This is a genomic window from Peribacillus sp. NPDC055009, from assembly GCF_053608705.1.
Window position 1 is genome coordinate 131244 of the sequence record NZ_JBSGVZ010000001.1, and the last position, 24639, is coordinate 155882.

Sequence of the window (24639 nt, forward strand, 5' to 3'; positions counted from 1 at the left end):
AAGGCGTTACGAAGGCAAAAGAACTTATCTCAATCCCTAACCTATTGCCATACAACCCAAAAAACCAACTGTCGTTGGCAGATGGAGTACCTTATAATGTGGTTAATGGTGTTGGGTTGAAGGATCAGTTAATTTCAATGGCGAAAGTGGAGTCTGAGATTAATAGTAAGGGTAATAAGATAGATTCTGATACAATAAAAAAATATATTAGAGATATAGAAGGACGAACTGGAAGAGAGTTACCTAAAAACCAAATAGAGAAGTTGAAGGAAGCTTTAAGAAATAAAAAATATAAAAAAATGTCACCAATAGAAACAGCTAAGCATAGGGCAGAATTTGATAAAGTAAAAAATAAAGTAATCAAAGAGTGGGAAGAAAATACTGGGCAAAAGTGGCCTATGTATAATGAAAATGTTATTTCAGAAAGAACAGGTAAAATAATTAGGAAAAAAGGAGATAAGTATGATGCACATCATATAATTGAAAATACCTTTGGAGGAGAACATGAATGGTGGAATATGCATCCTGCAAAATTCCCAAATGAACATCAAGCTGGTATTCATGGAACAGGTTCACCAGCAAATACACTATTTAAAGGAGGTAAAAAATAATGAACTATGAATTTATTAAGGCAAACCAAGAAAATAGTTTTAATCCAGTGACTGAAAACGAAATAAAAGAGGTTGAGAAGGATCTCGATTTAAAATTTCCTAAGGAGTTAGTTAATTTTTATATAGAGGTTGGCTACGGGTTTATTGAAGGTTCAGAGTTTAATATTAATCGTATTATGGATCCTTATTCCGTAAGAGATTTTCGATTAAGAGTTAATGATTTTGAGTTTTATCCCGACATAGAAATCTATGATGAATTTGAGAATAACAAACTAATATTTTTTGAAGGAAGTGAATCAGCTTTAATGTCAATCGAATTGAATGAAAATAATAGAAGTCCAGTTTACTATTATGATATTCAAATTGCGACTTCTCTTGAAGAATTTTTAAGAAAGATAGAAGAAAATGATAAATATTACTTGGAGTTACTAGCTGATTAAAGAACGAAAATAAAACTCATACCTTGATTGGTTTTACGCCTTTCAAGGTTTTTTACTTTAAATTATATAAATCAGCTGAATTGATTGATAAAAAAGAAAATGATTTGTTTGAGAATCGAGAACTCATGATGGTAGTACCATCAAGGAGTTTTATTTTTATACTGGCTGTGAGGAAAAGTGTGAGATCTTAGCGGAATCTTAAAATTTCAATAAGAGTATTGGAAGTGAAGTATTTTAGATATTGAAAGACAAGGATTGTAATTGCATAAAAGGAGGAATATAAATTGGAAAAAGAAAAAATTATAGAGATTATCAATGAAAATAATGATTCGATATTTTTAACTGGTGGAGTCAGTGTTGATCAAATAGGAGATATTGAAAACATGCTCAATGTAAGCCTACCAGATAGTTATAAATGGTTTTTAGAGCAATATGGTGAAGGTATACTACTTGTAATTGAAATTTATGGTGCAGGAGCAAAAGAAACAAATATTCCTTCTTGTGTAAAATTTACGGAGAAATCACGTGAAGATGACAATCTACCGAAAGAATATGTAATGGTAGAAGAATTAGGTGAGTTGGCGTACTGTATCGACACGTCAATATTCCGAAATAATGAGTGTTCAATTGTAAGCTGGGATCCAATTAATGAAGAAGTTGGAGAGGAAAAGTTTGATGACTTTTATAAGTATCTCTATTATCGTTTGGATGAAATGTTAGATTAGTATTGATAAGAACATTACATGATAAAAATAAGTGAGGTATGAGCGATTAATCTTAGGATTAATCGTTCTATTTATATTTATATATAAATGATCTAAAAGGGGATCAAAGCGTATGAAATATTCGTATGAATTTAAAAGAAACCCATTAGGATATCTAAGAATAATCCTACCACAAGAAATTAACCTTTTCTCAGACTTTATTGAAGATATTGTATTTGACACAGAAGTGGATGAGTATATTGATATTGTTCAGAAAGTAATGGAAGGTGAATACGATGAATTTGAAATAGAAGGGAATGCTACCAGTGTCTTGATAAAAAAAGATACAACGGTTCTTCACCACTTTTATATCTTCGATAAGCCAAATGAGAATGAAATGGAAACTGAACAATTTAAAGAACTTATGCTAATATGGAAAAACAAAATTCCAGAAAGGTATAAAGAACCTAAGAATTAAGTTTTATAGATTTAGATAAAGCACAGGGCTATCCAAATTAATACTAAAGGTTGTGATGTTATGTTGTCTTCTAATAAATTAGAAGAACCAGTTTTTCAGTTCTTGGCTGGAACTTTTCATCAGGATATTGAATCTCCAGAAGAGGCATTAGAAGAATTATTAACGGAGAAAAGTAAAGAGTATCTGGAATCTGCTATTGTCTTTTTAACAGATTTTATTGGAAGGGAGTATTCAGATATCGAAAAGAATGAATACGTTCAATCTTGTGCAGATGGTGTGTACTTTCCCGCTCTTGGTTTAGAGCCACTTCAGTGGCTCTATCAAGTAATTGAACAAATAAAAGAAGCTGTTAAAACAAAATAGAAAACCTTGATTGGCTAAAAGCCTTTCAAGGTTTCTCTTTTGTATGGGGCTCCCTGTGCCGAGTAAACAGCTTTTTATACAGAGAATAAGAATAAATCGCTTAAATCCCTATATGATGTTTTACCAAATAATATAGTACCTACAACAACAATAATAATTCTTCTTCTGAATTCTGGAAGAAAAGAGCGTTAACTTTTTTAAATAAGAGGAGAAGTTCCTAGCAAGTTTATAATAATTTCTCCAAAGGAGTGAGGTTATGTTCTTATATTTCCGTAATGAATGTTTGGGTGAAATACAGAATGATAATAAAGAAGGCGTGTGGTTTTATGGATCTATCGTAGCCTATGAAAATTTAATAAAGTATAAAGATTTTCTAGCGGTTCTTGTTAATGAGGAGAAAGAATTCAAGGAAGGTAGTTTTAGTGAAGAATGGCTTAACGATGATAATTGGTTTATTGTTGATGAGCATCAAAATAAAAAGGGAATATATTTACCGGCAATACATGAAGATGGGGAGATAAATTGGCGGTATAGATAAGTTGCAATTTGCCTTGAAAAGCGTAGGTCTTTCAAGGCTTTTCTGATAATATTTTAAGGTAACTAAACAGCTATTAAACATCGAATATAAAGCACAGATTCTCAAATGACTATAATACCTTTATTAGAAGGCGGTACTTCATCTTTACCAGAAGGTCTTAGATTAAAGCAGGAGGTTTTATAATGGAAAAACAAGGACTAGTTTCTATATGGTTAGGTAATATCAAAAAAGAAAACTCTATAGAAGAATATGTGGATATAACATATGCTGAAGATGGGGAGTCTGTTCCTTCTAAATTTTTTATGGATTTTAATATTGATATGGATGATACTGACGAGGATTTTATTGAAAAAGAAGTATTAGAAAATAGTAATGATATTTCTATATTGTTAGAAGGCTGTTCATATGAAGAAATTATAATCCCTAAAATTAATAAACACTTTAATTTAAGAAAGTCATATAATGCTGTAATTCTAATTTATAATTTTGAGTATGATAATAAAATTAATTCAATAGGTGAGTTTGATTTTATCACTTCTATTAGTTATGTATAATAGTAATTTTAAAATTATTGAAATTAAGGTGAGTTACTGTGGATAAAAAAGTTATTAGTTTCCTTGAACAGTTACTTTATAATACAGATAAACACTATATGATCAGTGAGCTAACGAATACATACAACCCTTTATTACTTCATTATTTTGCTGCAAATTATAATTGGAATAGTGGATTTGATGTACCAAGAGTTATTTTAGAAAACGAAGCTTGTGATTTAGGAACAGGTTTACTAATGTTTCATTATGCGGAAGGCATTCGTATGTTAGAAAATTCAGAGGAAGTTTCAAGTTCTTCATTAGAGGAATGGAAAGATTTTTTGAATAAGATTTATAATAAACTTATAAACTTTGAATTTAAATCCCAAAATATTTCCTTTGACCCTGAATTAACCAAAATTCAAAAGTATAAGTTGAAAAAGAATAACCCAAACATTCCTGATATTCTTATTAATAAATCACCAGGCGAAGTGGTTGACGTTCCTGAAATATAATGTAAATGTTTTAAACCTTGATTGGCTTAAGCTTTTCAAGGTTTTTTATGTCTTATAATTGGTTTAATAAAGTTAAACGAAAAGGGTGATATCTTTGTCTATTAAGAAATCAATGGGCCAATACTTCAGTATGAGACATGAGCTTGCTGATGAAGGAATGAACTTTTTATTTAAGGCTTCAGTTACTGAAGAGCTTAATTCAAATTTATGAAGGTGAAGTTGACGAAGAAGATTATATTACATGGAAACCTGTAGAAAAAACTACTTCACATGACTTAAAGGAGGTAGAAGAGAACTTAGGGGTGGGATTCCATAAATCAATTATTGAATATTTTAATTCGTATTGGTTCGCTAATTTAGACGGATTTTTAAATGATTTCTATATTAAATTAGATGCGGTTTTGCCAAACTTCGAGTTTGATTCATTCCGAGGGACCTTAGAGGGGTATAAGAGCAAACATAACAATAGACTAGAAAATATCCCTTTAGGTATCGAAGGGAATGGTTTGTTAGTGGTAATTGATAATGAGAACGGTAAAGTAAAGTTAGAGGATTTCGAAAGGAATTCATTTGAGGTTATATCAGAAAGTATTGAAGCATTAATTTCTAAACTAAGAATAAAAAGATAGTCGGAATTGACATTTGATAAAACCGAGGTGGTTCTATCAGAAAAGAACAATGGTGGGTGCAGGTCTTTGATGATATTTTGAAATACTAGAATACCTTGTAAATAAAGGAGAAACTAAATGGATAAAACTCAAATTGCGAAAGACATTAGAAGTGCCATAAAAAGTGACCAATTGGATACGTTAAGAGATTTACTTGAGAAAGAACCAGAAATGTTAACAGTGATGACTTCATTTGGAATGTGGTTGCATGTAGCTACCAAGAAGGGACACCTTGAAATGGTTGAGTACGTAATTAATAAAGGGATAGATATTGATGCTAGAGGTGGTACATTTGATGCTTCGGCATTAAATTTGGCAGCAGGTGCGGGGCATTTGGAGATAGTAAAGTATTTAATAGAGGCTGGCGCAGAATTAGATGAGAGCTTAGCGAAAAGAAACCCATTATTTGGAGCAATTTATGGTGGGCATAAAGAAGTAGTTGAGCTTCTAGTTGAAAACGGAATAGATATTTCAATTAGATATACGGGAGAGAGTATTAAGAATATGGATGCATATGAATATGCTAGAGAATTTGGGCAAACAGAAATTGCTGATTATTTAAAGCTGAAGATGGATGAAAAAGAATAAAGGGATCATACTGTTACTATAAAACTTACAAATTTAATGCTACTTAAAAACAGATGAACTTAAAGCACTTGATTGTCTATTAGTGCTTTTTTTGTTTATTAACGTGAAAAGTTAAAAGAGCATGAAGTGTCCAACATAGCGTAAGGGTAATTGATTACGATTTAGCTAAAGATTATATTAGAAATATCGAGAAAACAAGATTAAAAAATACAAAGCGCAAACGGAACAATTAATTTACATCCTGCCAAATTTCCTGATGAACATCAGGCAGGCATTCATGGTAAAGGATCTCCATCAAATAAATTGTTTCCAAGGAGGTAATTGATGGTGGCTAAATTTGATTATATAAAAAATAATCATAAGTTTTTTCCATTAAAAGAAAAAGATCTTATAGAAGCAGAGGAAAGACTCGGATTTAAATTTCCCCCTGAACTAAGGGAGTTTTACTTAGAAGTTGGATATGGTTTTTTAAAAGGCAATAATGAGAATTCAATAAGTAGATTAATGAATCCTGATACTATTGCAGATATTACACTAAGGGAAGGTATCTTTGAGTATGACCCTGACTTAGAGGGGATATATGATGAAGCAGACAAACTTGTTTTTTATGAAGTAAACGAGGGTGTATATTTAACCCTTGATTTAAATGATACTCAAAGGACCTCTGTACACTTCTTTGACAATAAAATAGCTGATTCATTAGAGAGTTTTATAAAAAAAGTTGATGAAGACAATGAATACTTTTTTGATATTTGAGGATTATGTTTACCCTTCAAAACGGTTTAAAAGAAAGGAGGAGTACATATGCCTCAGTGGAAAGACTTATTGATAGAAGTAGAAAAAATTGAAGGGAAATATGATGGTTCACTTAGGAATCCAGTATCGAATTCAGAAATTATAAAAATGAAACAAACTATTCAGCAGAAACTTGGAAACATTATTATTCCTGAATCTTATATTGAATTTCTAAAGAAAGTAAATGGATTAGACTTTAATGGATTAGTAATCTATGGAGTTGATGAAACGCTACTTGATAACGAAGTAGATGAAGAGGTTCAGGGGTTTATTGAAACAAACGAGTTTTGGTATGAAAATGATTGGCAAAAGCAATACATATTTATGGGGGATTCTGATATTGCATGGTTTTGTTATGACCTAAATGAGAGAGTATATGTAGAACTTGATAAACCCTCTGGAACTTTAATTCAGTTCTTTGATAGTTTCGATTCTATGTTGAGTGATGCACTTGAAGCAAGCCTTCTGTAATTCTATACGCCGAAAGTATTATAATGAAGGATCATATAATGCTGGAATTGGGTGACAAGAACAAAGAAAAGCACTTGATTGTCTAATATAGGCAACAAATGCTTTTTTGCTAATAAACCAAAACACCATTCACAACAAAAAGCATTGGGCTATCAACTAGGTATCATACATCAGTGGATAACAAGGGGACTAGAAGCTTTAGGAGGGAATTAAAAATGAGTATTTTGCCTGAGAAAATAGATCAAATTCTAGGAGAGGACATTTATAAACGTGAAGATAAAAGTAAAGTAAATGAGACATTAAATAGTTTAGAAGTAGATGTATCAGATACATTCCGTGGATTTTACCATTATTATGCTGGACCTTTTTGGGAAGAATTTGTACCTTTTGAATTACTTGATATCGTAGATGAAGAGAATAATATTGAATCATATACATTTATTTGCCGAAAAGAGCATGGCTTTCCGAAAAAGTATTTGATTTTAAGTGAAATGTCAGCAAATGCTGTATTAGTGCTTGATACTATAACGGATAAAGTCTATACGGTGAATTTTGAGGGCGGAGATGAGCTGCTTTTAAAAGGAGAATTAAAAGAAACGTGGCCTACATTTTATGAATTTTTGAAAGCATATTTTAACTGCTAGTAGAGGAAGCTCTAAACCACCACATCTTAGGCAAACAATGGATCAAACGTTAACTTGAATCTTCAGTAACGGTCGTATTCTTAGCATTGTATGTCAATGTATTAATCTTTCAAACCCTTGGCACCTCTGGTGTCAGGGGTTATTTCGGGCCTTCTTCATAATATTTTTTTTCTGTCCGATAAATTAGCAAAAAAAATTCAATCAATTATTCCCTGCATGTGTTCTTCAGACTTGTCCGTACAATACGAAATTTAAGTTTAGTAGGTGATTTTGGTGAAATATTCAGCTATACAGGAGTTTATTGAGCAGTTTGGCAAAGATGATGATTTTACTGGAGGGGTAAGTGAAGACAAAGTTAAAGAAACAGAAAATAAATTACAAGTCCCACTTCCGGAGAGCTACAAATGGTTTTTAAAAAACTATGGCTCAGGGGGAAGTTTTGGTATTGATATAATTGGTTATGACTTTGTAGGTCCATCAGTAGTAACTGCTACCAATGATCATCAAAAGTATTATGGTTTAATCGATGGAATAGTGGTTATAGAAGATATTGATGAATTTGCCTATTGCCTCGACACTAATAAAATGAAAAATGGAGAATGTCCAGTTATAATGTGGGATAATCAAGAAGGCTATGGTCGAAAGCTTGCTGATAATTTTGTGGATTATTTTATTGACCGCCTTGAATTGGCAAAAGAAGAATGGGATGAAGATGAAGAAGATTGGTAAAAGCTGAGGGGAATAGTTATTTATCATGTTTTGTTATAAGTAAGAAATATTTTTATAAAAGAAGAAGTGGATGGAGCCTGAAATCAAAGGGACTATCCATTTTTTTATTCATTAAGGTTTGGGCGCCAAATGCCGTAATAGAACAACATAGTTTTGATGCTTTAGAGGAAGTAGTGAATCGTTAAGGGCTGTTGAAGCAATGGACGGTGACTTTGATGATATTGTTGAAGCTCTTGAAGATTTAGGAGACATAGCTAGTACAAGATAGTAGAAATACAGGAGGTAATGTTATGGATGAAAAAAGTCTAAATAAAACTATAAGAAACGCTATTAAGCTCGGTGATATTAATAAAGTAAAGCGTTTAATAAAAGATAATCCAGAATCTTTACATACAATGACACCATTTGGTACGTGGTTACATGTTGCAGCAAAGAAAGGACATTTTGGAATAGTAGAATATCTGATACATAAAGGAATCGATGTTAATACAAAAGGTGATATATTTGATGCTTCTCCTTTAAGATTGGCTGCAGGAGCGGGGCATTTGGAGATAGTAAAGTATTTAATAGAGGCAGGCGCAGAATTAGATGTAAACTTAGCAAAAAGAAACCCATTATTTGGAGCAATTTATGGTGGGCATAAAGAAGTTGTGGAGTTTCTAGTTGAAAAAGGAATAGATATTTCAATTAGATATACGGGAGAGAGTATTAAGAATATGGATGCATATGAATATGCTAGAGAATTTGGGCAAACAGAAATTGCTGAATATTTAAAGCAGAAGATGGATGAAAAAGAATAGAAAAGAAAAGAGACTTTCTGGTTAATAGTATTTGCAATAGGTAAATACAACCCCTTATGTTTCAAAGGCACTATATGATGCCAATAAAAAAAGCGATCGTGATAAAGACTTGATCGCTAGTGAATGATAATTATTCTATATTATTCAAAAGACCCTTCCTGAAGAAGGGTCTCTTTCTATTTTTTTAGAGATTAAATGTTAATGTGAAATTTAATATGAAATGAATATCAATCAAGAATAAATAGAATAACTACTTAAACTAGAGTAAGGATTACAAATTTAGTTTGCTTATATATTCCTTATTCATTCTGAATCAGAGTTTAATATAAATGACTGCTGAATAAGGTCCATAATAGGTTCTAAATCAGTCTCAGATTTTAAGCTGATTTCAATGTCTCCATTTCCCCGGTGGCCAATATCTGTCACATCTCTTCCAAGATGATCAGGATCATGTAATTCACCGAATTTACAATTTAGCCAAATCTTTATAGTTTGTTTTGCTGGTAATAAATCTACGAAATTTCTATTCCCATACTTAAAGGCGATATAAAATTTCTTTACTTCCTCATGTACGGAACTATCTATGTTTAAGATACGAGTTTTTAATAAGTCATATAACTTATGGGTTTCAGAACTAAATGCATTGGCATGATGTTCAATTGAATAATCTGTTTTTGATTTTGACTCATTTTCGTTTTTCTTAAATCGTTTTAAAACATCTTCTGAAAGAGTCGGAGACTGCCAGACAGTAATTGCTCGTTCAGCTAAGATATTTGCTCTTTCTTCAATCGATTCTTTTTTCCATGTTGTAAATTTGGAAACACTACGATTTAACCATAATGGGCTATCTTTGAAGCCACCTACAAGAGATAATTTTTCAGAAAAACTTCGATCGCTTAATTCAGAATTATATCCAGTTAAAGTTAAATTGCCTAAAGTATGAAGGTAAGAAAGTTGGATTGCTTCCCACTCTGATCCTAAGGCTGTTTGCCATTCAACTGAAAGGTTTTTGTTTTGTGGCATTATATGTTCAATAGTATAATTTTCAACATTGACAATTTCTTTTCTATTATGATTTTCCAGCTTTCGTAACAGATAATTCCGATTTCTGAAGTTGTATAGATCTTTAATTAATAGGTCCCGACGAAATTCCTCATCAGATGGAAAGCGTCGATAGGATGTCTTAAATATAAATGCAGCTTTTAAGCTATTTAAGTAGTCAGTTTTATCAATCTCTTTTGACAAAGCTGCGAAAGTATTATTTAACGAATTTGTTGGTATACTACAAATTGCGCGTCTGAAAACGTAACTTTCAACTAATCTAAAAACAGTAATTAGTTCGTCTTTATTAATAATGTTTTGTACATAGTCATTGTAAACTTGCATTAAGAATGGATTTGCGGTATCTACTCTAAGTCCACGTATATCACGAAATACATTTTCAAGTACAGGATCTTTATCACACAAATTAAGATTTACATAATATTGCCCATATGAGTAAACATCGATAATTATTTCTTCAGTTGATAGGTGAGCGTGTTCAGTTACATAGGATTTAAATGCCTCGTATACAAAACCAATTTTGGGAATTACTCCTGTTTTAAGAGTTATATAATCCCTAATAAAGCGGTCAAAATAGCTTGAATCAGGCAGTTTGTCGAACTTCATTTCTAGCTTATACCAATATTTGTTGTATAGGTATTCCTGATCTTTTGGTTGCAACCCCATCAGGAAATAGTTTCGAATTAAATCAGCTTGTGATAAATCAAGCCCTGTGGAATTAAGACTCTCAAAGATTAATTGGGGGTTATCTTTATCACGATCTAAAGCTATATCCACAACAATAAGTTTATTAAGAGCTTGATAAATCTCATCTAAAGTTAATTTACTTTTCATTATTTTATCCTTAAAGAACTTCTGATTCTCTATAACTCTTTTTGAATAATCATCCTCGAATTCATTTCTTTCAAGTAAATCAATAAAAGTTTGACGATCTTTTTGGGTTAATAATAGCTTGTATTGGGTGTCATCATCTTCTTCAGCATTAAAAAGGAAGTAATTACGAATTTTCTTTGATGTAATTGATTCGCAGGTTTTAATCTGTTCTTCCATTACTTCAGAAAATGCAGATAATATTAGACTTAAGGTTGTTAACCTTTGCTGACCATCTATTACTAAAAGTTGGGGCACAGAAGTTACATGATATAAACCTTTCTCAACATAAACTATTGAACCTAAGAAATGTGCTGAAAGATTCTCATCTTCAGAAATTCGTTCAATATCGTCCCATAACTGAGCACATTGTTTTTTTGTCCAACTATATGTACGTTGATAAATCGGAATAACAAATTGCTTTGGCCCTTTTAGAAATTGTAAAAAGTTTGTCTCGGTGGCTTTCATAAATGTACCTCCATTATTCTTTACATAGTACATATTATAACTAAATATAGATACTGGGTATAATTAAACAGATCATGGTTGAAACATCAGGTTTATATTAAATTTAAAGTTGTCGATATTTATTTATGAGTAGAGAAGGTAAAACTTTTGAATGTGATAAGGTGAACCGTATCACAAGTGATGGTAAACAAGAAAATAGAATTTACAGTACATATAAATAAACTAAGAGAATTAAGGCATAATTATTCTAATTAAACTGCGTTGAGAAGACAAGTTCAAAAAGAGCTTGTCTTTTTTATTGGTTACTTAAAAAAATCATATATTTTCTTTTAGATTGTATGTAGCCAAAAGGAAGGAGGTGACATAAATGATTACAGTATTCGGTAGTCATGTTGTAATTGAGGTTAGTGGCATAAGTGCAGAAAAAGTCTCAAAAAAAGATTTTAATAAAAGTATTGATGAAATTTGTATTGCATTAAAGAAAAATGCTGATGATATTAAACACTACGTAGATAATTACCCGAATTCACATTTTAGTAAAGGACATCAGTTGAGAATTTATAAATAAATATTCTAGGGGTGTGAGAGTATGTTTGTTATTGAAAACCAAAAGTTATGGTGTGAACTTTTTTATGACGAAGATTTAATTGAGCAAGAATTATTAGAAAGTATTGAGTCTATTTAGGTGAGGTAAAACATTCAGATTTAAACGTAAAAGGTCAGCATGAGAATAAAATTACTTTTGGTAAAGTCCAATCCCAACTGAAAAGAAACAATCATAAGGGGGCGTAAATAGTGAAATTCGGCATTGAAAAATTACGTGAACTTCCTAGAAAGTCTTCAAATGACTACTTCAAGATTTTCAGGAGTAATCGCTCCTTCAGAAATACATTCCCGACCAAAGCTATATTTTAATGAGTCGTTGTCACATCTATTAAGACCTTCAGAGAAAGTATGATTAATACTAGAATTTGAGCAAAAAAATAACTGAAAGAGAAGCCCCTTCCAGTTAATAGTAGCATATTATTTTGTTGTGTTTTGTCGGATTGTGTAGATGCAAAATACTATATATCTGTTTTTACTAATGCTTCTGATAGTTCATCATCTCTAGAATTTTTACCATATTCAATCTTAAATATTAATTCACTTAGCATTTTCTTTAATTGACTAACATTCGTTGCTAAATATCCGTCCATTGTTGCACCAGTTTTTTTCATGAATTGTTCCATTTTCTGGTTGTTGAAGTTTTTTTTTCATGTAGTTCGTGATTGTACTTTTGTTACATCTACAATTTATTCAACCATTTCGATCTCCCTATTTTTTGAACAAAAGTTAGTTTATATCACTTGATATAGCCTTCAACTTCACCAACTCTTCCTTACTCAAAGTTACTCCTTTACCCATCCTCTCATGATCAGGAGCCCAATCACGAATGTCCTATTTGGGGTCACGGCCGTTCCAACTGATAAGATTCAGTTCCTTTCTCCAACCTTTTGGTGATTCTGACAATCTACCGTGTATTTGAGTTACTTTATATTTGAATTCTGCCATTTCTCCACATTGTACTTTCTATTTTAGATTTATTAAATCTTTCCACCTACTCCCTTAAACTTATCTACAAAGGCAGAGATTTTCTGAAAAACGCTCTGCTTTTTTGTTAAATACTGAGGATTAAGAGGACTCATTTTAGGAAGAACTTCATTAAGCTCCGTTCCATTTTCACTGGCATATTCTCTTTTTAGTGAATTTAAAATATATCTTTTTGCAGCCTCTTCATTAAGTTTTTCAGTATTAATCAACTCTTCTGCTTCACGTTTTTGCTCAGTTTGAGCAAATGAGAAGAAGGCATCAATAATACTTGCTTTATCTTGAATACTGTCTAAATCAGCTTGGTTGATAAAATCAACTACTAAGCTTTCTTTTGCACGGTTTCCTATGCTAGATCGAATTAAGCGACGAACCTCTTCAACCAATGTTGCTTTATCTTTTACTTTCTTGTTATGTTCAAAAATAAGTTCAAGAATGTAATCTAAATTAATCTCTTGGGATTTTAAAAGATCTACTTCAAAGACAACATCATCCCAATCAATAGAAACATTTTCCTTTTCTTTTCCATTTCTTTCACGGCGGAGCCAATCACGAATATCATTATATGTAGAACGATAATCTTGAATAGCTCTTTCTTCTAACACCTGAATCTCTTGCATAACAGCAATATCTTCATCAGTAACATAGTGAGTAGATTTGAAATCTTCTAAAGCTTTAGGATCAGTAATATCTATTTCTTGTAAAGCTTTTAAACCTGAAAATTCATCATAGTTCTGCAGGATATTTTCAATACGCAAATATTGACCAAAGAGTTTCGCAAACTCTTTTTTTTCCTTTTCAGTAACAATATCATCAACATTAAGAAAACGTTCCTTTAATTCTTTTACTACATCTACGTATCCACGACGGGCTTCACCAGTTGTCACATCAGTGAATCCTTGCATATACTCCTTGTAGCTTTTCTCCAGCACCACATTTTTAGTGTTTTTATCTCCAAAAAGAGTAATGGCGTCTATGGTTGCTTGTTCTAAATCTCTAAAAGTAACAATATTTCCAAAGGTTTTGGTGGAATTATAAATACGATTTGTTCTCGAAAAAGCTTGCATTAAACCATGATACCTAAGATTTTTATCAACGAATAAAGTATTTAATGTAGGTGCATCAAAACCAGTTAAAAACATTCCTACAACAATCAACAAATCAATCTCTTTGTCTTTTACTCGTTTAGCAAGATCACGATAATAATTTTGAAATTCCTTACTTTCTACGCCATAATTGGTTTTAAACATGGCATTATAGTCTTTAATGGCTAAACTTAAAAACTCTTTTGCACTACTATCCATTGCTGAAGGTTCAAAAGTTTCATCAAGAATTTCACCTATAGCATTTTGCTCTTCATTAGCAGCAAAGGAGAAGATTGTCGCAATCTTAAGGGGTTTACTGCTTTCCTGTTGTAAGTTATTTAATGATTCATAGTAGAGTTTGGCTGCGTCAACACTGCTCACAGCAAACATGGCATTAAATCCGTTTCCATTCGCATTTAAACGATGGGTTTTTATTCTAAAATTATTCAGAATATATTGAGAAATCTCTTTAATCCGTTCAGGATGTAGTAATGCTTCTTTATTTTCTGCTGCCGATAGCTTTTTCTCGTCCTGTTCTTTTTCAATCGTTTTGAACTTGGGACGTACATCGTTATAATCTACTTTGAACTTTAAAACTTTTTCATCTCTAATGGCATCCGTAATTACATAAGAGTGTAACTCTCGACCAAAGACAGAAGCAGTCGTTTCAGAACCTAACGCATTTTCTGGGAAAATAGGCGTACCTGTAAATCCAAAATGATAGAACTTCTTAAACTTTTTATTGATATTTTTTTGAGCTTCACCAAATTGTGAACGGTGGGCTTCATCAAAAATAAATACCACTTGCTTATTATATATAGGTAACTCTGTTTCGCTTTTAATTAAGTTATTGAGTTTTTGAATCGTCGTCACAATAATTTTATTATCATCTTTTTCAATGTTACGCTTTAATCCTGCGGTACTTTCTGAACCATTAACACTATCAGGGGAAAAACGCTGATACTCTTTCATCGTCTGAAAATCTAGGTCTTTCCTATCTACAACAAAAAATACTTTATCTATAAAATCCAGTTCAGTAGCTAAACGAGCTGCTTTAAAACTCGTAAGCGTTTTCCCCGAACCTGTTGTATGCCAAATATATCCACCACTTTCAGTAGTTCTCCAATTTTTGGCTAGGTATGAACTTTCAATTTTCCATAAAATCCTTTCCGTGGCAGCAATTTGATAAGGACGCATAATCAGCAGGTTATCGCTCACATCAAAAACGGAGTATTTCAGTAGTACATTCAATAAAGTATTTTTCTGAAAAAATGTAGCCGTGAAATCTTTTAGATCTTTAATCAGGGTATTATCCGATTTTGCCCAATTCATAGTAAAATCAAAACTGTTTTTATCACGTTTAGTCGAATTAGCAAAATAACGGCTATCTGTCCCATTAGAAATCACGAAAATCTGTAAATATTTAAACAGAGAGTTTTCTGAATTAAAGCTCTCTTTACTATATCGATGAACCTGATTAAAGGCTTCACGAATGGCAATTCCACGCTTTTTAAGCTCTACTTGTACTAAAGGTAAGCCATTGACTAAAATGGTAACATCATATCTATTGGCTTGGGTTCCTTTTTGTTCAAATTGGGAAATTACCTGCATTTTATTGTTGGCAATATTCTTTTTGTCTACTAGGTAAATGTTTTGAATATGCCCATCATCAAAAACAAAGTCATAAATATAATCGTTATGAATTTTACGGGTTTTATCAATGTGGTTATCACTGGGTTTATCTAAAAACTGCTCACAAAATCTAATCCATTCAGCTTCTGAAAATTGTACATTATTAAGGTTTTGAAGTTGCACTCGGACATTAGCAAGCATTTTCTCAGGAGTAGTTAAATTAGGTAAATGTTCATACCCTTGATTTACTAGATCTTGAATCAGTTCTCGTTCTAGAGCAGCTTCTGTTTGATAGCTAACTCCTTGTTGGTCTATTTTCGTATATTTATCTAATACTATAAAGTTATTTGATTCTGCGATGGGTTTGAAATCTATCATTAAATTCCCTCCCGAAAATTAATATTTATTCTCTTTCTTCTTGTTTAAATCTATATATTTCACTAATTTCATTAACAAGATGTCTTAAAACATTTTTGTCATCTTTTGTGAGCACAACAATTTCTTCAGCCGAATGCTTTGAATGACTAGATAAGTTTAGAATCCTTTTTTCATATGCATCCCGACTTCCTTTAACAGGTAATAACAATTCTCCCCAATCAGAATAACCTAAAAAAGTGGAAGTTTTCTCTAAAATATTTCGAAGAAAGTTAAAATGATATTTATGTACTTGATCAGTTTCAATAGCTTTTTCAATTTCATTTTTTAGAAAAAGATGATAAGAGAACGGCGAATCATTAGGCTGTCTTATTAGTTCATAAGTTCCCTCTTCTTTCTTTTCTAGTCTATGCTTTTTAAAGTGTTTATTGTTGTTGTAACCTATACTTTTATTAGAATTATTAAATTCATTACAAAGCACATTATAAAAAAGAGGATTATGTGTGGTTATAATGAATTTAAGGTCTGTTAATGCACTTGATTTTATTAATTGTGCTAAATTTACTGCTATTTCAATCAAGTGGTTATCGTCTAATGAACTTACAGGGTCATCTATAAATACATATTCCAACTGGTCAAACTGATTTGTCTCTCTGTCACTTGGTTCAGCTACATTTAAAACATCAATAACTTGTTCGAGTAGCGAATAAAACACACACCATACAAAGTTACTTTCTTCACCTTTTGAGATTTTAATGTTGTTTGAACGCTCATCATTACCACGCTCATATGAGAAGGTTATTTCTGTAAAAGCTTCTACGTTTATATTTTTTCCAGCTTTATTTTTAATGATATATTCTTCATTAAAATGTGGAGTTAATTTTTCATCGGTATAACGTTGAAAATAAGAAATAATATTTCTATCTTGTCCCTGCTCTGCAAAAATCCATTTTGTAAATGCGTTAGGGTGGATTTTAAGTTTTGGTTCAGCATCATTGTCTAAATCATTATCCCAATAAAATAAATCTTCCGTAAAGGCATTATAATAAAGGATTTTTTTACTAACTGATTCCGATTCCTCTAGCTCTGTATCAACATCTACTCTCGGTGCAACTAACAATTTGAATTCCCGTGATAGCCTAGTTTTACCAGTTCCATTAAAAGCATAAATCAGTTGAACTTTTTTATCACTATCTTTTAACTGTTCTGCAATATCCGTTAATAATGCTCCCATATTACACCTCTACTTCCTCTTTTGGAAAGCTAAGAAGCATATTACGGTAATATTCGTAATGTTTTTGACGCAATTCTATTTCACGAGGTAAACCCTCGGTTATAGAAGAGGTCAATGTGTCGAATTTATCAAGGATAGATACGATTCGGGCTTGTTCTTCCAGAGTTGGAATAGGGATTTTTGCTTTACTTAAACCGTTAGCATTAATCGCCGAAATTTTCCCCGAAGATATATGTTTCTTTATTTGGTTATGAAAATGCTTGGTTCGTAAAAAGTATGAAACATACTTAGGATTCAAAGAACTTCTATATGAAAAACACGCATCATGAATAACAACCCCCGTATTACCAAGCCAAGCAGTTCCTTTTCCAATATCTTCAATTGTTTCTCCAGCGGCAACAATTACCACATCACCATGATCTGCAACTCTCAGCTTTGCAGCTAAATCATGATTAACGAACGATTTTGTCTTCTCCGCCCAGATATTATAATGCGTATACATTTCACCATAGTGAATACATGGGAACCCCTCTGAAAGCATATCAGTTTTTACAAATCTCTTACCTCTTGTAAATTCACCCACTTCCCCTAACGATTTCCATTCAACTTCACACTCTTCAAAAGTAAACAACTTATCACGATAATAGTTATATTGCTTTTTACGAGCTATAAGCTCGGCGGTAAGCTCGGCGGTAAGCTCTGTGAACGCATCCAAAATATGGACGATTTCCTCTTGTACTTTTAGAGGTGGGATGGGGATTTCTAAAGATTTGATAATGTCTGAGTTAAGATTACTTACTGAGCCACTGTTAATCTTACTTATCCAATAGCTTCGAACTAACTCTGAAGAAAGGTAATGGTATAAATAATCGGAATTTAATTTATCCCCAAAATCACTTATTGACGCCCATCCATCGTGAATAGCCCCATCAATATTTAGAATGTAAGGTCGTCCAAAGCTCATAGAGTTTGACATTATGAAATCACCTTTTTTTAATATTCTTGATTTCATAGCACCTTCTGGTGTAATTCTTTGTTCTGTCTTATTCACATATTTTGTATTAGGTGAAGTGTCACCTATTTTAATCCAAGGAACACCATCTTCTTTATCAGTAATAAAATTCGCTATTGGTCGAGGTGAAGCACCTCTTTGGATTTTAGCAACTTCCCCCAACGTCTTCCACTCTACCTTAAACCCGTCAAGGAATTTATCGATAAAATTCGGCTTAATCATGATTCAATCACCTCAATAATGTCATCAATTTCGGCACGAAGTTGTTCTATCTTTGCTACAGTCGTTTTTATTTCTGCATTCAGCTCATTGATATTGATGACTTCTCTTGTGTCTATTGCTTCCACATAGGAACTAACAGAAAGGTTGTAATTATTTTGAACAATTGAATTATAATCAATAGATTTTGCAACATGATCAATATCGTCTTTGCTGTCAAACATTTTCATTATTTGCTCAATATGTTCATCTCTAAGTATGTTATTATTGGTTCCTTTTTTATAGAAATCTACTCCACTTGCATCAATAAATTGAGTTTTATTATCGGTTTTATGCTTAGAAAGAACCAAGATATTAACCGCTATTGAAGTCCCATAAAAAAGGTTCGGTGCTAATGAAATAACCGTTTCAACAAAGTTATTATCAATCAGATACTTTCTGATTTTTTGTTCTGAACCACCACGGTAAAAAATACCTGGGAAACAAACGATAGCAGCACGACCTTTGCTTGAAAGATAACTAAGGGCATGAAGTACAAAGGCAAAATCAGCTTTGGACTTTGGAGCTAATACTCCTGCAGGGGCAAAACGCTCATCATTAATAAGGGTTGGGTCATCACTTCCAATCCATTTTACTGAATAGGGTGGATTAGATACAATAGCATCAAAAGGTTTTTCATCACCAAAGCTAGGGTCTAATAGCGTATTTCCTAAAACAATATTAAACTTATCGTAATTTATATTGTGTAAAAACATATTCATACGAGCAAGGTTATAAGTTGTATGGTTAATCTCCTGTCCATAAAAACCATCTTCGATAATATGAGCATCAAACTGTTTCTTTGCTTGTAATAGCAATGAACCTGAACCGGCTGCAGGGTCATAAATTTTATTAATGGTTGTTTGCTTGTGTATTGCTAATTGAGCAATAAGTTTAGATACAGACTGCGGGGTGAAGAATTCTCCTCCAGATTTTCCAGCATTGGCAGCATAATTAGAGATTAAAAACTCATAGGCATCACCAAAAAGGTCAATTTGACTATCTTCAAAACCACCAAAATTAAGCCCTTCAACTCCTTTAATCACAGCAGCTAAACGACTGTTTTTATCCTTTACAGTATTTCCTAATCTATTGCTTGTCGTGTCAAAATCAGCGAATAATCCTTTAATATCCAATTCAGAAGGATAACCATTTGCTGAACTTTCAATAGCAGAAAATATAGCAGCTAAATCAGTATTCAAACTTTCATTTGTGTTGGCGGTTTTCGCAATATTAGCAAACAGCTGACTCGGATATATGAAATAACCTTTTGTTTTAATGGCATCCTCTTTGATTTCTTTCGTTATAATATCATCAGGAAGGTCTGCATACTTGACACTTTCGTCTCCAGCTTCAATATAGCTAGAAAAGTTCTCGCTAATGAAACGATAAAAAAGTGTTCCTAAAACATATTGTTTAAAATCCCATCCATCTACTGAGCCACGGACATCATTGGCTATTTTCCAGATTTGAGATTGTAATTCGGCACGTTGTGCTGCACTTGACATTTGTAAACCTCCAATTTTTCTTCTTATACATTGATTATAGAAGCACTTCTAAATAGGTTTGAAGTTTTCCTTCCACCTTTAGTTTCTTACCATATTCACACATGCAATGTTCTTTTCTTTTCTTCTAACGTAACGTTAAAAGGCATCTATGATGATCTGTATATCTGTTCTATTATGATTTCGCAAGATACGCAAAATGACCTTTCCATGTTATAGGTCCTCGCAGTATTACCAGCAGGCGTTTTTATATCTTACAACCTCACAGATCATACAGCTCGATAATGACACGATTGTACTTCATGTTTTCGCTTTTCACTGTAACATGCAGAGTGTGATTATTTTTTTCAATTGGTCTGTAAACTTAAAATAATGTTTGCCTACAACCTATCTTCTACATTTATCCCCAAAATCTTTAGCCACTAGGCTTTATAGCACCTTACCTACTCCACTTATTCTACCTAAGTTTTGACACCAATTACTACCTTTACACCGACATAATACTTCATGCAAAATCACTCCGTAATACCAGCATAATAGTCCAATTGTCTTATTTCACAACCCTACTGGAAAATCCTTTATTCGACAATGAATTACCACATTATACACCATTCCACCGTCAGCTTACTATCAGCGAGTATGTGTTCACATGAAAAAACTCCGTATAGTGATGGGTGGAGGTATCAAAGACTTCAATATGATTAGTTAAACTAACGTCAAGTTACATGAAGGCCAACGGAAATAAAATCACTAGACTCCTCCAGAATATCCCAATATTCCCCAACCTATATCCCGATTATTATAGAAATCGTTGCTACGCAGTAATAGTCTACTATGTACTAATCAAGTTATAGATTTTTCTTCCATATATAGCTTCTTTAATAAAATTAGCATTGCTTAATAAGTAGGTATGAGTATTAGCATCTATACAGTTTTATAGCAATTAATGATTCAAGATGTTTTAAAATATACTGCCAAAACCATCATTATTTAAATGCCTGATACAATATTATGAACTAGGAATTTCTAAGGAAACCAAGCAAATTAAACTGCTTGGTCTTTTTATTTTTAAAATTTTGTCTCCACTTAAAAAAATTCATCAAATTAATATAAGTTACTATGTGGTTGAAAAAAAATTCTGTTATTACGAGATTGGTTGCTAAGCAATTTAACAATAAGTCACCACAATTACCCTTCGATTTAAACTATCGTTGGAAAACGAAAGGCTCTCATGGTAATAACAAGTAGTTACATGTTAAGTGCTTCAATGAGGGGGTTTCTTAAAGGGTCTCTTGTAATTAAGTACTTAATCTATCAACGTTTTCGTTATCACCAATGCCTAAAGATACAAAAAACAAACGGGGCATTTATTAAGCTCTATTATCAACCAAATAATGAAATATGGAAACCAGTTGGAAAGCTTCATATAGAAACTCACCCCAAAAATATAGTAGCATTTTCAACTTTATTAAATAGATTAAAAGCAATTAGTAAGGGCGTTTATTTTATTGCTACAGATGTAGCATTTGATGTTCCAGTTCCACTTAACAATATATTGGTTACTTCTAATACAGGAAGGAAAATGAACTTATTTAATGGTACAAGATATTTTGGTGGAAAGGTGTTTTACCATCTAATAAAGCTCGCAGAACCGTATCAAAAATGACATTAATTTTATTACTAGTAACATAAAATATTATTTGAAATAAACGAAGATTATACAGTTGACCCTTCTGGTTAGCTGTTTTTTTATGGTAATTTCCATGCTATCATTATCTAAGCATTAATGTTCAAGATAATTATGCAATGTATCTATAGATAACTGAAACATTCTCTTATATAACCACAGTCAGGAGCAAATCATGAGCATCGAGAAAAAGCTAATTGTTAATTCAGACAAGGGTAATTTATTAAATGAATTAATTTCTTCTATTAATGAGTGTGAAAAGTTTTATTTCAGCGTGGCCTTTATTAATTATAGTGGTCTTCAGCTGTTGTTGGATACCTTCAAGAACGCGGAAAAAAGGGGAGTAAAGGGGAAGATTATTACTTCTACTTATCTGAATTTTACTGAAGCGAAGGCTTTAAAGAAAATAAATGAGTTTAGTAATATTCATTTGAAGATTTTTGAGACAGATAAGGCGATTGGTTTTCATACGAAAGCGTATATTTTTGAATTTAAGGAAAGTTATAAGGTGATTATTGGTTCTTCTAATATTACTCAAAGTGCACTTAAGAGTAATATTGAGTGGAATGTTGAGATTATTGCTAAAGAGGATGCTCAATTTCTGAAAGATGTTTTAAAGGAATATGATGGCTTATGGAATAGTAGTGTCGTAGCGGATGACAATTTTATTAGTAAGTATGAAGAGTTTTTGAGTAAATTAAAGGACTATACGAATACTCAGCAATTTATTTATGAAGGGTCTGAATATATCATTCCTAATAACATGCAAAAACGTGCGGTTGAAAACCTTGAGAGAATTAGATCGTTTGGGGAAAAGAAGGCCTTAGTTATAGCAGCAACAGGTACAGGTAAAACATATATGTCTGCTTTTGACGTAAAGGGATTCATGCCTAAAAGATTGTTGTTCATTGTACATAGAGAAGAAATATTAAAAAAAGCAAAAGAGACCTTTGAAAAGCTCCTTCCTAATGAAAAACTGACATTTGGATTACTGACTGGGAATCAAAAGCAAAAAAATGCCGATTATATTTTTTCTACCATACAAACTTTGTCTAAATGCTATGAGGAATTTAAACGAGACGAATTTGATTATATTATTTTTGACGAGGCTCACCATGCAACAAGCCCTAGTTATAAAGCAGTGCTAGAATATTTCGACCCACAGTTCACGTTAGGGATGACAGCTACTCCAGAGAGAAGCGATCAACAAAATGTTTTTGACCTATTTGATAATAATGTGGCATTAGAAGTTCGTTTACATGAGGCTTTAGAGGATGAACTGGTTATTCCCTTTCATTATTTTGGTATTACCGACATTGAGGGAATTGATTTAAGTGATGTAGATATTGACGATGTAGCGGAGATAACGAAGAGATTAAAGGTTAACGAGAGAGTCGACTTTATTATTAAGAATATGAATTTCTATGGCCATGACGGTGAAAAAAGAAAAGGTCTAGGGTTTTGCGTAACTGTTGAACATGCACAATATATGGCACAAGAATTTAATAGTAGGGGTATTCAAAGTATCTGTTTATCTGGAAATGACTCAGTCGAGCAGAGAACGTATTATATAAATAAGCTTGAAGATGATCATGATGATTTAGAATTTATTTTCACGGTTGATATTTTTAATGAGGGTGTTGATATTCCTTCAGTAAATACCGTATTAATGTTAAGACCTACTAATTCTCCGATTGTTTTTATTCAACAGCTGGGAAGAGGCCTTCGTAAACATAAAGACAAGACTTTCCTAACGGTACTTGATTTCATCGGGAATCATAGTAAAACGTTCTTAATTGCCATCGCATTAAATGGAAGCCGTTATTATGACAAAGAAAGCTTGAAGGTTGCAATTGCAACTGGATTTGCAAATATTCCAGGTTGTACGCATATTCAAATGGATAAAATCTCTGAAGAACGGATATTAGCGCAGATTGATAAGGAAAACTTTAATTCATTGAAGTATTTAAAGGAAGAGTACTTTGAATTTAAGAAAATGAATCAAGGTAAAATTCCTTTATTATTAATGGATTATATGAAATTTGATGGAGCTCCAGATCCGATTAAATTTATTAATCGCGAAAAAACATATTTGCAATTTGTAGCAAAAGTAGAAAAAGAAGATTCCTTGAAAAGGCTATTACTAGACGAAGCTTTTGAAGGAGTATTAAGGGAGTTATCGAGTAAGTTACCTCTAAAGAGAGTGTATGAATTTGCTATTGCTAAATATCTCTTAGATCATGAGGATATTTCTTTAGAAACCGCAAAACGTGAGATATTGAAGCTGGTTAAAGAGGTAGATGAAGATAGCGTATTGCATACCTTGCAGTGTCTAAATCAGGATTTTTATGATCCTGGTCAGAAAAAGAGGAACTTGAAGTTATTTACACTTGAAGATGGTCATTTATTTAAGACAGCTTCTTTTCAAAAGGTGCTACAGAATGAGGAATATAGAACGTATATCGAAGATCTGATCATTTATGGAATCTTTAGATATGAAAAGGAATTTAAAGAAGACTACTATGGTGTGCCACATTTTAAGCTGTATGAGCAATATCAAATGGGTGATGCTGCATTACTATCAAATTATCGCAAAAGCCACAGTGCTTTTAGGGGTTCTGGTCTACTTTCGAATGGTAATGACTATTTCTTATTTATTGATTTACACAAGGAAGAAGATATTAAAGAGAGCATTAATTACCACGATGAATTTATAAACGAACGCATTTTTCAATGGCAGACTCCAAATAGTACAGCCCCAAGTTCTGAGAGAGGAAAGAATATTGTATTCAATCAGGATAGAGGGATTCATTTACATTTATTTATTAGAAAGTATAAAGAAATAGACGGAAAGACAGAACCGTATATTTATATCGGTAAGGGTAACACGGTGGAATATGAAGGGGAAAAGCCAATTACCGTTACAATGGAATTAGAGAATGAAGTCCCAGCTAGTTTATATACTGAGTTCACTAAAAGAGTATAGT

The 24639-nt window shown here is 32.3% G+C and carries 22 protein-coding genes and 5 pseudogenes; 20 read left to right on the top strand and 7 right to left on the bottom strand.

All coding sequences use genetic code 11. The features are described from left to right. Positions 1–170: 170 nt before the first annotated feature. The 17 genes and pseudogenes from ACWF5P_RS00655 to ACWF5P_RS00735 form a co-directional block, all read left to right on the top strand. Positions 171–611 (top strand): annotated as a pseudogene (locus ACWF5P_RS00655) (LXG family T7SS effector ribonuclease toxin YxiD); the annotation flags it as partial. Beyond that, a complete protein-coding gene (locus tag ACWF5P_RS00660) occupies positions 611–1051 on the top strand; it encodes an SMI1/KNR4 family protein (RefSeq protein WP_452444450.1) in 441 nt (146 codons plus the stop codon). The pseudogene ACWF5P_RS00655 and the gene ACWF5P_RS00660, both read left to right, overlap by 1 nt. A 284-nt stretch (positions 1052–1335) precedes the next feature. Further along, positions 1336–1776 carry an SMI1/KNR4 family protein gene (locus ACWF5P_RS00665; RefSeq protein WP_452444451.1) on the top strand — a complete coding sequence of 147 codons (441 nt, stop codon included), beginning with the start codon at positions 1336–1338 and terminating at the stop codon, positions 1774–1776. A 112-nt stretch (positions 1777–1888) separates the two neighbouring features. Further along, positions 1889–2233 (top strand): tRNA-Val4, encoded by a 345-nt coding sequence (locus tag ACWF5P_RS00670; RefSeq protein ID WP_452444452.1) that lies wholly within the window; start codon positions 1889–1891, stop codon positions 2231–2233. 60 nt (positions 2234–2293) lie between these two features. Continuing rightward, positions 2294–2596, top strand: a complete 303-nt coding sequence (locus ACWF5P_RS00675) for a contact-dependent growth inhibition system immunity protein (RefSeq protein WP_452444453.1) — start codon at positions 2294–2296, stop codon at positions 2594–2596. A 256-nt stretch (positions 2597–2852) separates the two neighbouring features. Beyond that, the gene (locus ACWF5P_RS00680; RefSeq protein ID WP_452444454.1) at positions 2853–3134 is read left to right on the top strand and encodes a hypothetical protein; all 282 of its coding nucleotides are present in this window, start codon (positions 2853–2855) and stop codon (positions 3132–3134) included. A 182-nt stretch (positions 3135–3316) separates the two neighbouring features. Continuing rightward, entirely contained in the window at positions 3317–3688 is a 372-nt protein-coding gene (locus ACWF5P_RS00685) for an immunity 22 family protein (RefSeq protein ID WP_452444455.1), read from the top strand. A gap of 38 nt (positions 3689–3726) precedes the next feature. Beyond that, complete coding sequence (locus tag ACWF5P_RS00690; RefSeq protein WP_452444456.1) at positions 3727–4182, top strand: DUF4274 domain-containing protein; 456 nt, start codon at positions 3727–3729, stop codon at positions 4180–4182. Positions 4183–4294: 112 nt separating this feature from the next. Beyond that, a pseudogene (locus tag ACWF5P_RS00695) lies at positions 4295–4811 on the top strand (SecY-interacting protein Syd). 117 nt (positions 4812–4928) lie between these two features. After that, positions 4929–5438, top strand: a complete 510-nt coding sequence (locus tag ACWF5P_RS00700; protein ID WP_452444457.1) for an ankyrin repeat domain-containing protein — start codon at positions 4929–4931, stop codon at positions 5436–5438. A gap of 231 nt (positions 5439–5669) precedes the next feature. Next, positions 5670–5759, top strand: a pseudogene (locus ACWF5P_RS00705) (HNH endonuclease); the annotation flags it as partial. A gap of 6 nt (positions 5760–5765) precedes the next feature. Then, positions 5766–6194, top strand: a complete 429-nt coding sequence (locus ACWF5P_RS00710) for an SMI1/KNR4 family protein (protein WP_452444458.1) — start codon at positions 5766–5768, stop codon at positions 6192–6194. A 48-nt stretch (positions 6195–6242) separates the two neighbouring features. After that, positions 6243–6704, top strand: a complete 462-nt coding sequence (locus ACWF5P_RS00715) for a YrhA family protein (RefSeq protein WP_452444459.1) — start codon at positions 6243–6245, stop codon at positions 6702–6704. 215 nt (positions 6705–6919) lie between these two features. After that, positions 6920–7348, top strand: a complete 429-nt coding sequence (locus ACWF5P_RS00720; protein WP_452444460.1) for an SMI1/KNR4 family protein — start codon at positions 6920–6922, stop codon at positions 7346–7348. A gap of 273 nt (positions 7349–7621) precedes the next feature. Continuing rightward, positions 7622–8077: an SMI1/KNR4 family protein gene (locus ACWF5P_RS00725; RefSeq protein WP_452444461.1), complete on the top strand. Its 456-nt coding sequence runs from the start codon at positions 7622–7624 to the stop codon at positions 8075–8077. A gap of 290 nt (positions 8078–8367) precedes the next feature. Further along, the gene (locus ACWF5P_RS00730) at positions 8368–8877 is read left to right on the top strand and encodes an ankyrin repeat domain-containing protein (protein WP_452444462.1); all 510 of its coding nucleotides are present in this window, start codon (positions 8368–8370) and stop codon (positions 8875–8877) included. A gap of 52 nt (positions 8878–8929) precedes the next feature. After that, positions 8930–9004: pseudogene (locus ACWF5P_RS00735) on the top strand (excalibur calcium-binding domain-containing protein); the annotation flags it as partial. A gap of 176 nt (positions 9005–9180) precedes the next feature. Here the strand turns inward: ACWF5P_RS00735 and ACWF5P_RS00740 are convergent. Further along, the gene (locus ACWF5P_RS00740; RefSeq protein ID WP_452444463.1) at positions 9181–11277 is read right to left on the bottom strand and encodes a GmrSD restriction endonuclease domain-containing protein; all 2097 of its coding nucleotides are present in this window, start codon (positions 11275–11277) and stop codon (positions 9181–9183) included. A gap of 367 nt (positions 11278–11644) precedes the next feature. On the opposite strand from ACWF5P_RS00740, the gene ACWF5P_RS00745 reads away from it, so the two are divergent. Further along, a complete protein-coding gene (locus tag ACWF5P_RS00745) occupies positions 11645–11845 on the top strand; it encodes a hypothetical protein (RefSeq protein WP_452444464.1) in 201 nt (66 codons plus the stop codon). A 496-nt stretch (positions 11846–12341) separates the two neighbouring features. Here the strand turns inward: ACWF5P_RS00745 and ACWF5P_RS00750 are convergent, their stop codons facing one another. From ACWF5P_RS00750 to ACWF5P_RS00775, 6 genes and pseudogenes are all read right to left on the bottom strand, one after another. Then, complete coding sequence (locus ACWF5P_RS00750) at positions 12342–12494, bottom strand: hypothetical protein (protein ID WP_452444465.1); 153 nt, start codon at positions 12492–12494, stop codon at positions 12342–12344. A 115-nt stretch (positions 12495–12609) separates the two neighbouring features. Beyond that, a pseudogene (locus ACWF5P_RS00755) lies at positions 12610–12828 on the bottom strand (YdbC family protein). 32 nt (positions 12829–12860) lie between these two features. Beyond that, positions 12861–15959, bottom strand: coding sequence for a type I restriction endonuclease subunit R (locus ACWF5P_RS00760; RefSeq protein ID WP_452444466.1), 3099 nt, complete (start codon positions 15957–15959; stop codon positions 12861–12863). A 25-nt stretch (positions 15960–15984) separates the two neighbouring features. Further along, positions 15985–17190 carry an AAA family ATPase gene (locus ACWF5P_RS00765; protein ID WP_452444467.1) on the bottom strand — a complete coding sequence of 402 codons (1206 nt, stop codon included), beginning with the start codon at positions 17188–17190 and terminating at the stop codon, positions 15985–15987. Position 17191: 1 nt separating this feature from the next. Continuing rightward, positions 17192–18424, bottom strand: a complete 1233-nt coding sequence (locus ACWF5P_RS00770; protein ID WP_452444468.1) for a restriction endonuclease subunit S — start codon at positions 18422–18424, stop codon at positions 17192–17194. Further along, entirely contained in the window at positions 18421–19968 is a 1548-nt protein-coding gene (locus tag ACWF5P_RS00775; RefSeq protein ID WP_452444469.1) for a type I restriction-modification system subunit M, read from the bottom strand. The genes ACWF5P_RS00770 and ACWF5P_RS00775 overlap by 4 nt, the downstream gene beginning before the upstream one ends. Positions 19969–21196: 1228 nt before the next feature. Here ACWF5P_RS00775 and ACWF5P_RS00780 point away from each other — a divergent pair. Then, entirely contained in the window at positions 21197–21631 is a 435-nt protein-coding gene (locus tag ACWF5P_RS00780; protein WP_452444470.1) for a hypothetical protein, read from the top strand. Positions 21632–21827: 196 nt separating this feature from the next. Further along, positions 21828–24638, top strand: a complete 2811-nt coding sequence (locus ACWF5P_RS00785; protein ID WP_452444471.1) for a DEAD/DEAH box helicase — start codon at positions 21828–21830, stop codon at positions 24636–24638. Position 24639: the final 1 nt, after the last annotated feature.

Excerpts from the sequence above, each read along its gene's own strand:
- ACWF5P_RS00765 (WP_452444467.1), bottom strand. The coding sequence starts at position 17,190 with ATGGGAGCATTATTAACGGATATTGCAGAACAGTTAAAAGATAGTGAT.
- ACWF5P_RS00745 (WP_452444464.1), top strand. The coding sequence starts at position 11,645 with ATGATTACAGTATTCGGTAGTCATGTTGTAATTGAGGTTAGTGGCATA.
- ACWF5P_RS00780 (WP_452444470.1), top strand. The coding sequence starts at position 21,197 with ATGGTAATAACAAGTAGTTACATGTTAAGTGCTTCAATGAGGGGGTTT.
- ACWF5P_RS00680 (WP_452444454.1), top strand. The coding sequence starts at position 2,853 with ATGTTCTTATATTTCCGTAATGAATGTTTGGGTGAAATACAGAATGAT.
- ACWF5P_RS00660 (WP_452444450.1), top strand. The coding sequence starts at position 611 with ATGAACTATGAATTTATTAAGGCAAACCAAGAAAATAGTTTTAATCCA.
- ACWF5P_RS00730 (WP_452444462.1), top strand. The coding sequence starts at position 8,368 with ATGGATGAAAAAAGTCTAAATAAAACTATAAGAAACGCTATTAAGCTC.
- ACWF5P_RS00785 (WP_452444471.1), top strand. The coding sequence starts at position 21,828 with ATGAGCATCGAGAAAAAGCTAATTGTTAATTCAGACAAGGGTAATTTA.
- ACWF5P_RS00760 (WP_452444466.1), bottom strand. The coding sequence starts at position 15,959 with ATGATAGATTTCAAACCCATCGCAGAATCAAATAACTTTATAGTATTA.
- ACWF5P_RS00675 (WP_452444453.1), top strand. The coding sequence starts at position 2,294 with ATGTTGTCTTCTAATAAATTAGAAGAACCAGTTTTTCAGTTCTTGGCT.
- ACWF5P_RS00770 (WP_452444468.1), bottom strand. The coding sequence starts at position 18,424 with ATGATTAAGCCGAATTTTATCGATAAATTCCTTGACGGGTTTAAGGTA.
- ACWF5P_RS00720 (WP_452444460.1), top strand. The coding sequence starts at position 6,920 with ATGAGTATTTTGCCTGAGAAAATAGATCAAATTCTAGGAGAGGACATT.
- ACWF5P_RS00670 (WP_452444452.1), top strand. The coding sequence starts at position 1,889 with ATGAAATATTCGTATGAATTTAAAAGAAACCCATTAGGATATCTAAGA.
- ACWF5P_RS00715 (WP_452444459.1), top strand. The coding sequence starts at position 6,243 with ATGCCTCAGTGGAAAGACTTATTGATAGAAGTAGAAAAAATTGAAGGG.
- ACWF5P_RS00740 (WP_452444463.1), bottom strand. The coding sequence starts at position 11,277 with ATGAAAGCCACCGAGACAAACTTTTTACAATTTCTAAAAGGGCCAAAG.
- ACWF5P_RS00685 (WP_452444455.1), top strand. The coding sequence starts at position 3,317 with ATGGAAAAACAAGGACTAGTTTCTATATGGTTAGGTAATATCAAAAAA.
- ACWF5P_RS00750 (WP_452444465.1), bottom strand. The coding sequence starts at position 12,494 with ATGAAAAAAACTGGTGCAACAATGGACGGATATTTAGCAACGAATGTT.
- ACWF5P_RS00775 (WP_452444469.1), bottom strand. The coding sequence starts at position 19,968 with ATGTCAAGTGCAGCACAACGTGCCGAATTACAATCTCAAATCTGGAAA.
- ACWF5P_RS00700 (WP_452444457.1), top strand. The coding sequence starts at position 4,929 with ATGGATAAAACTCAAATTGCGAAAGACATTAGAAGTGCCATAAAAAGT.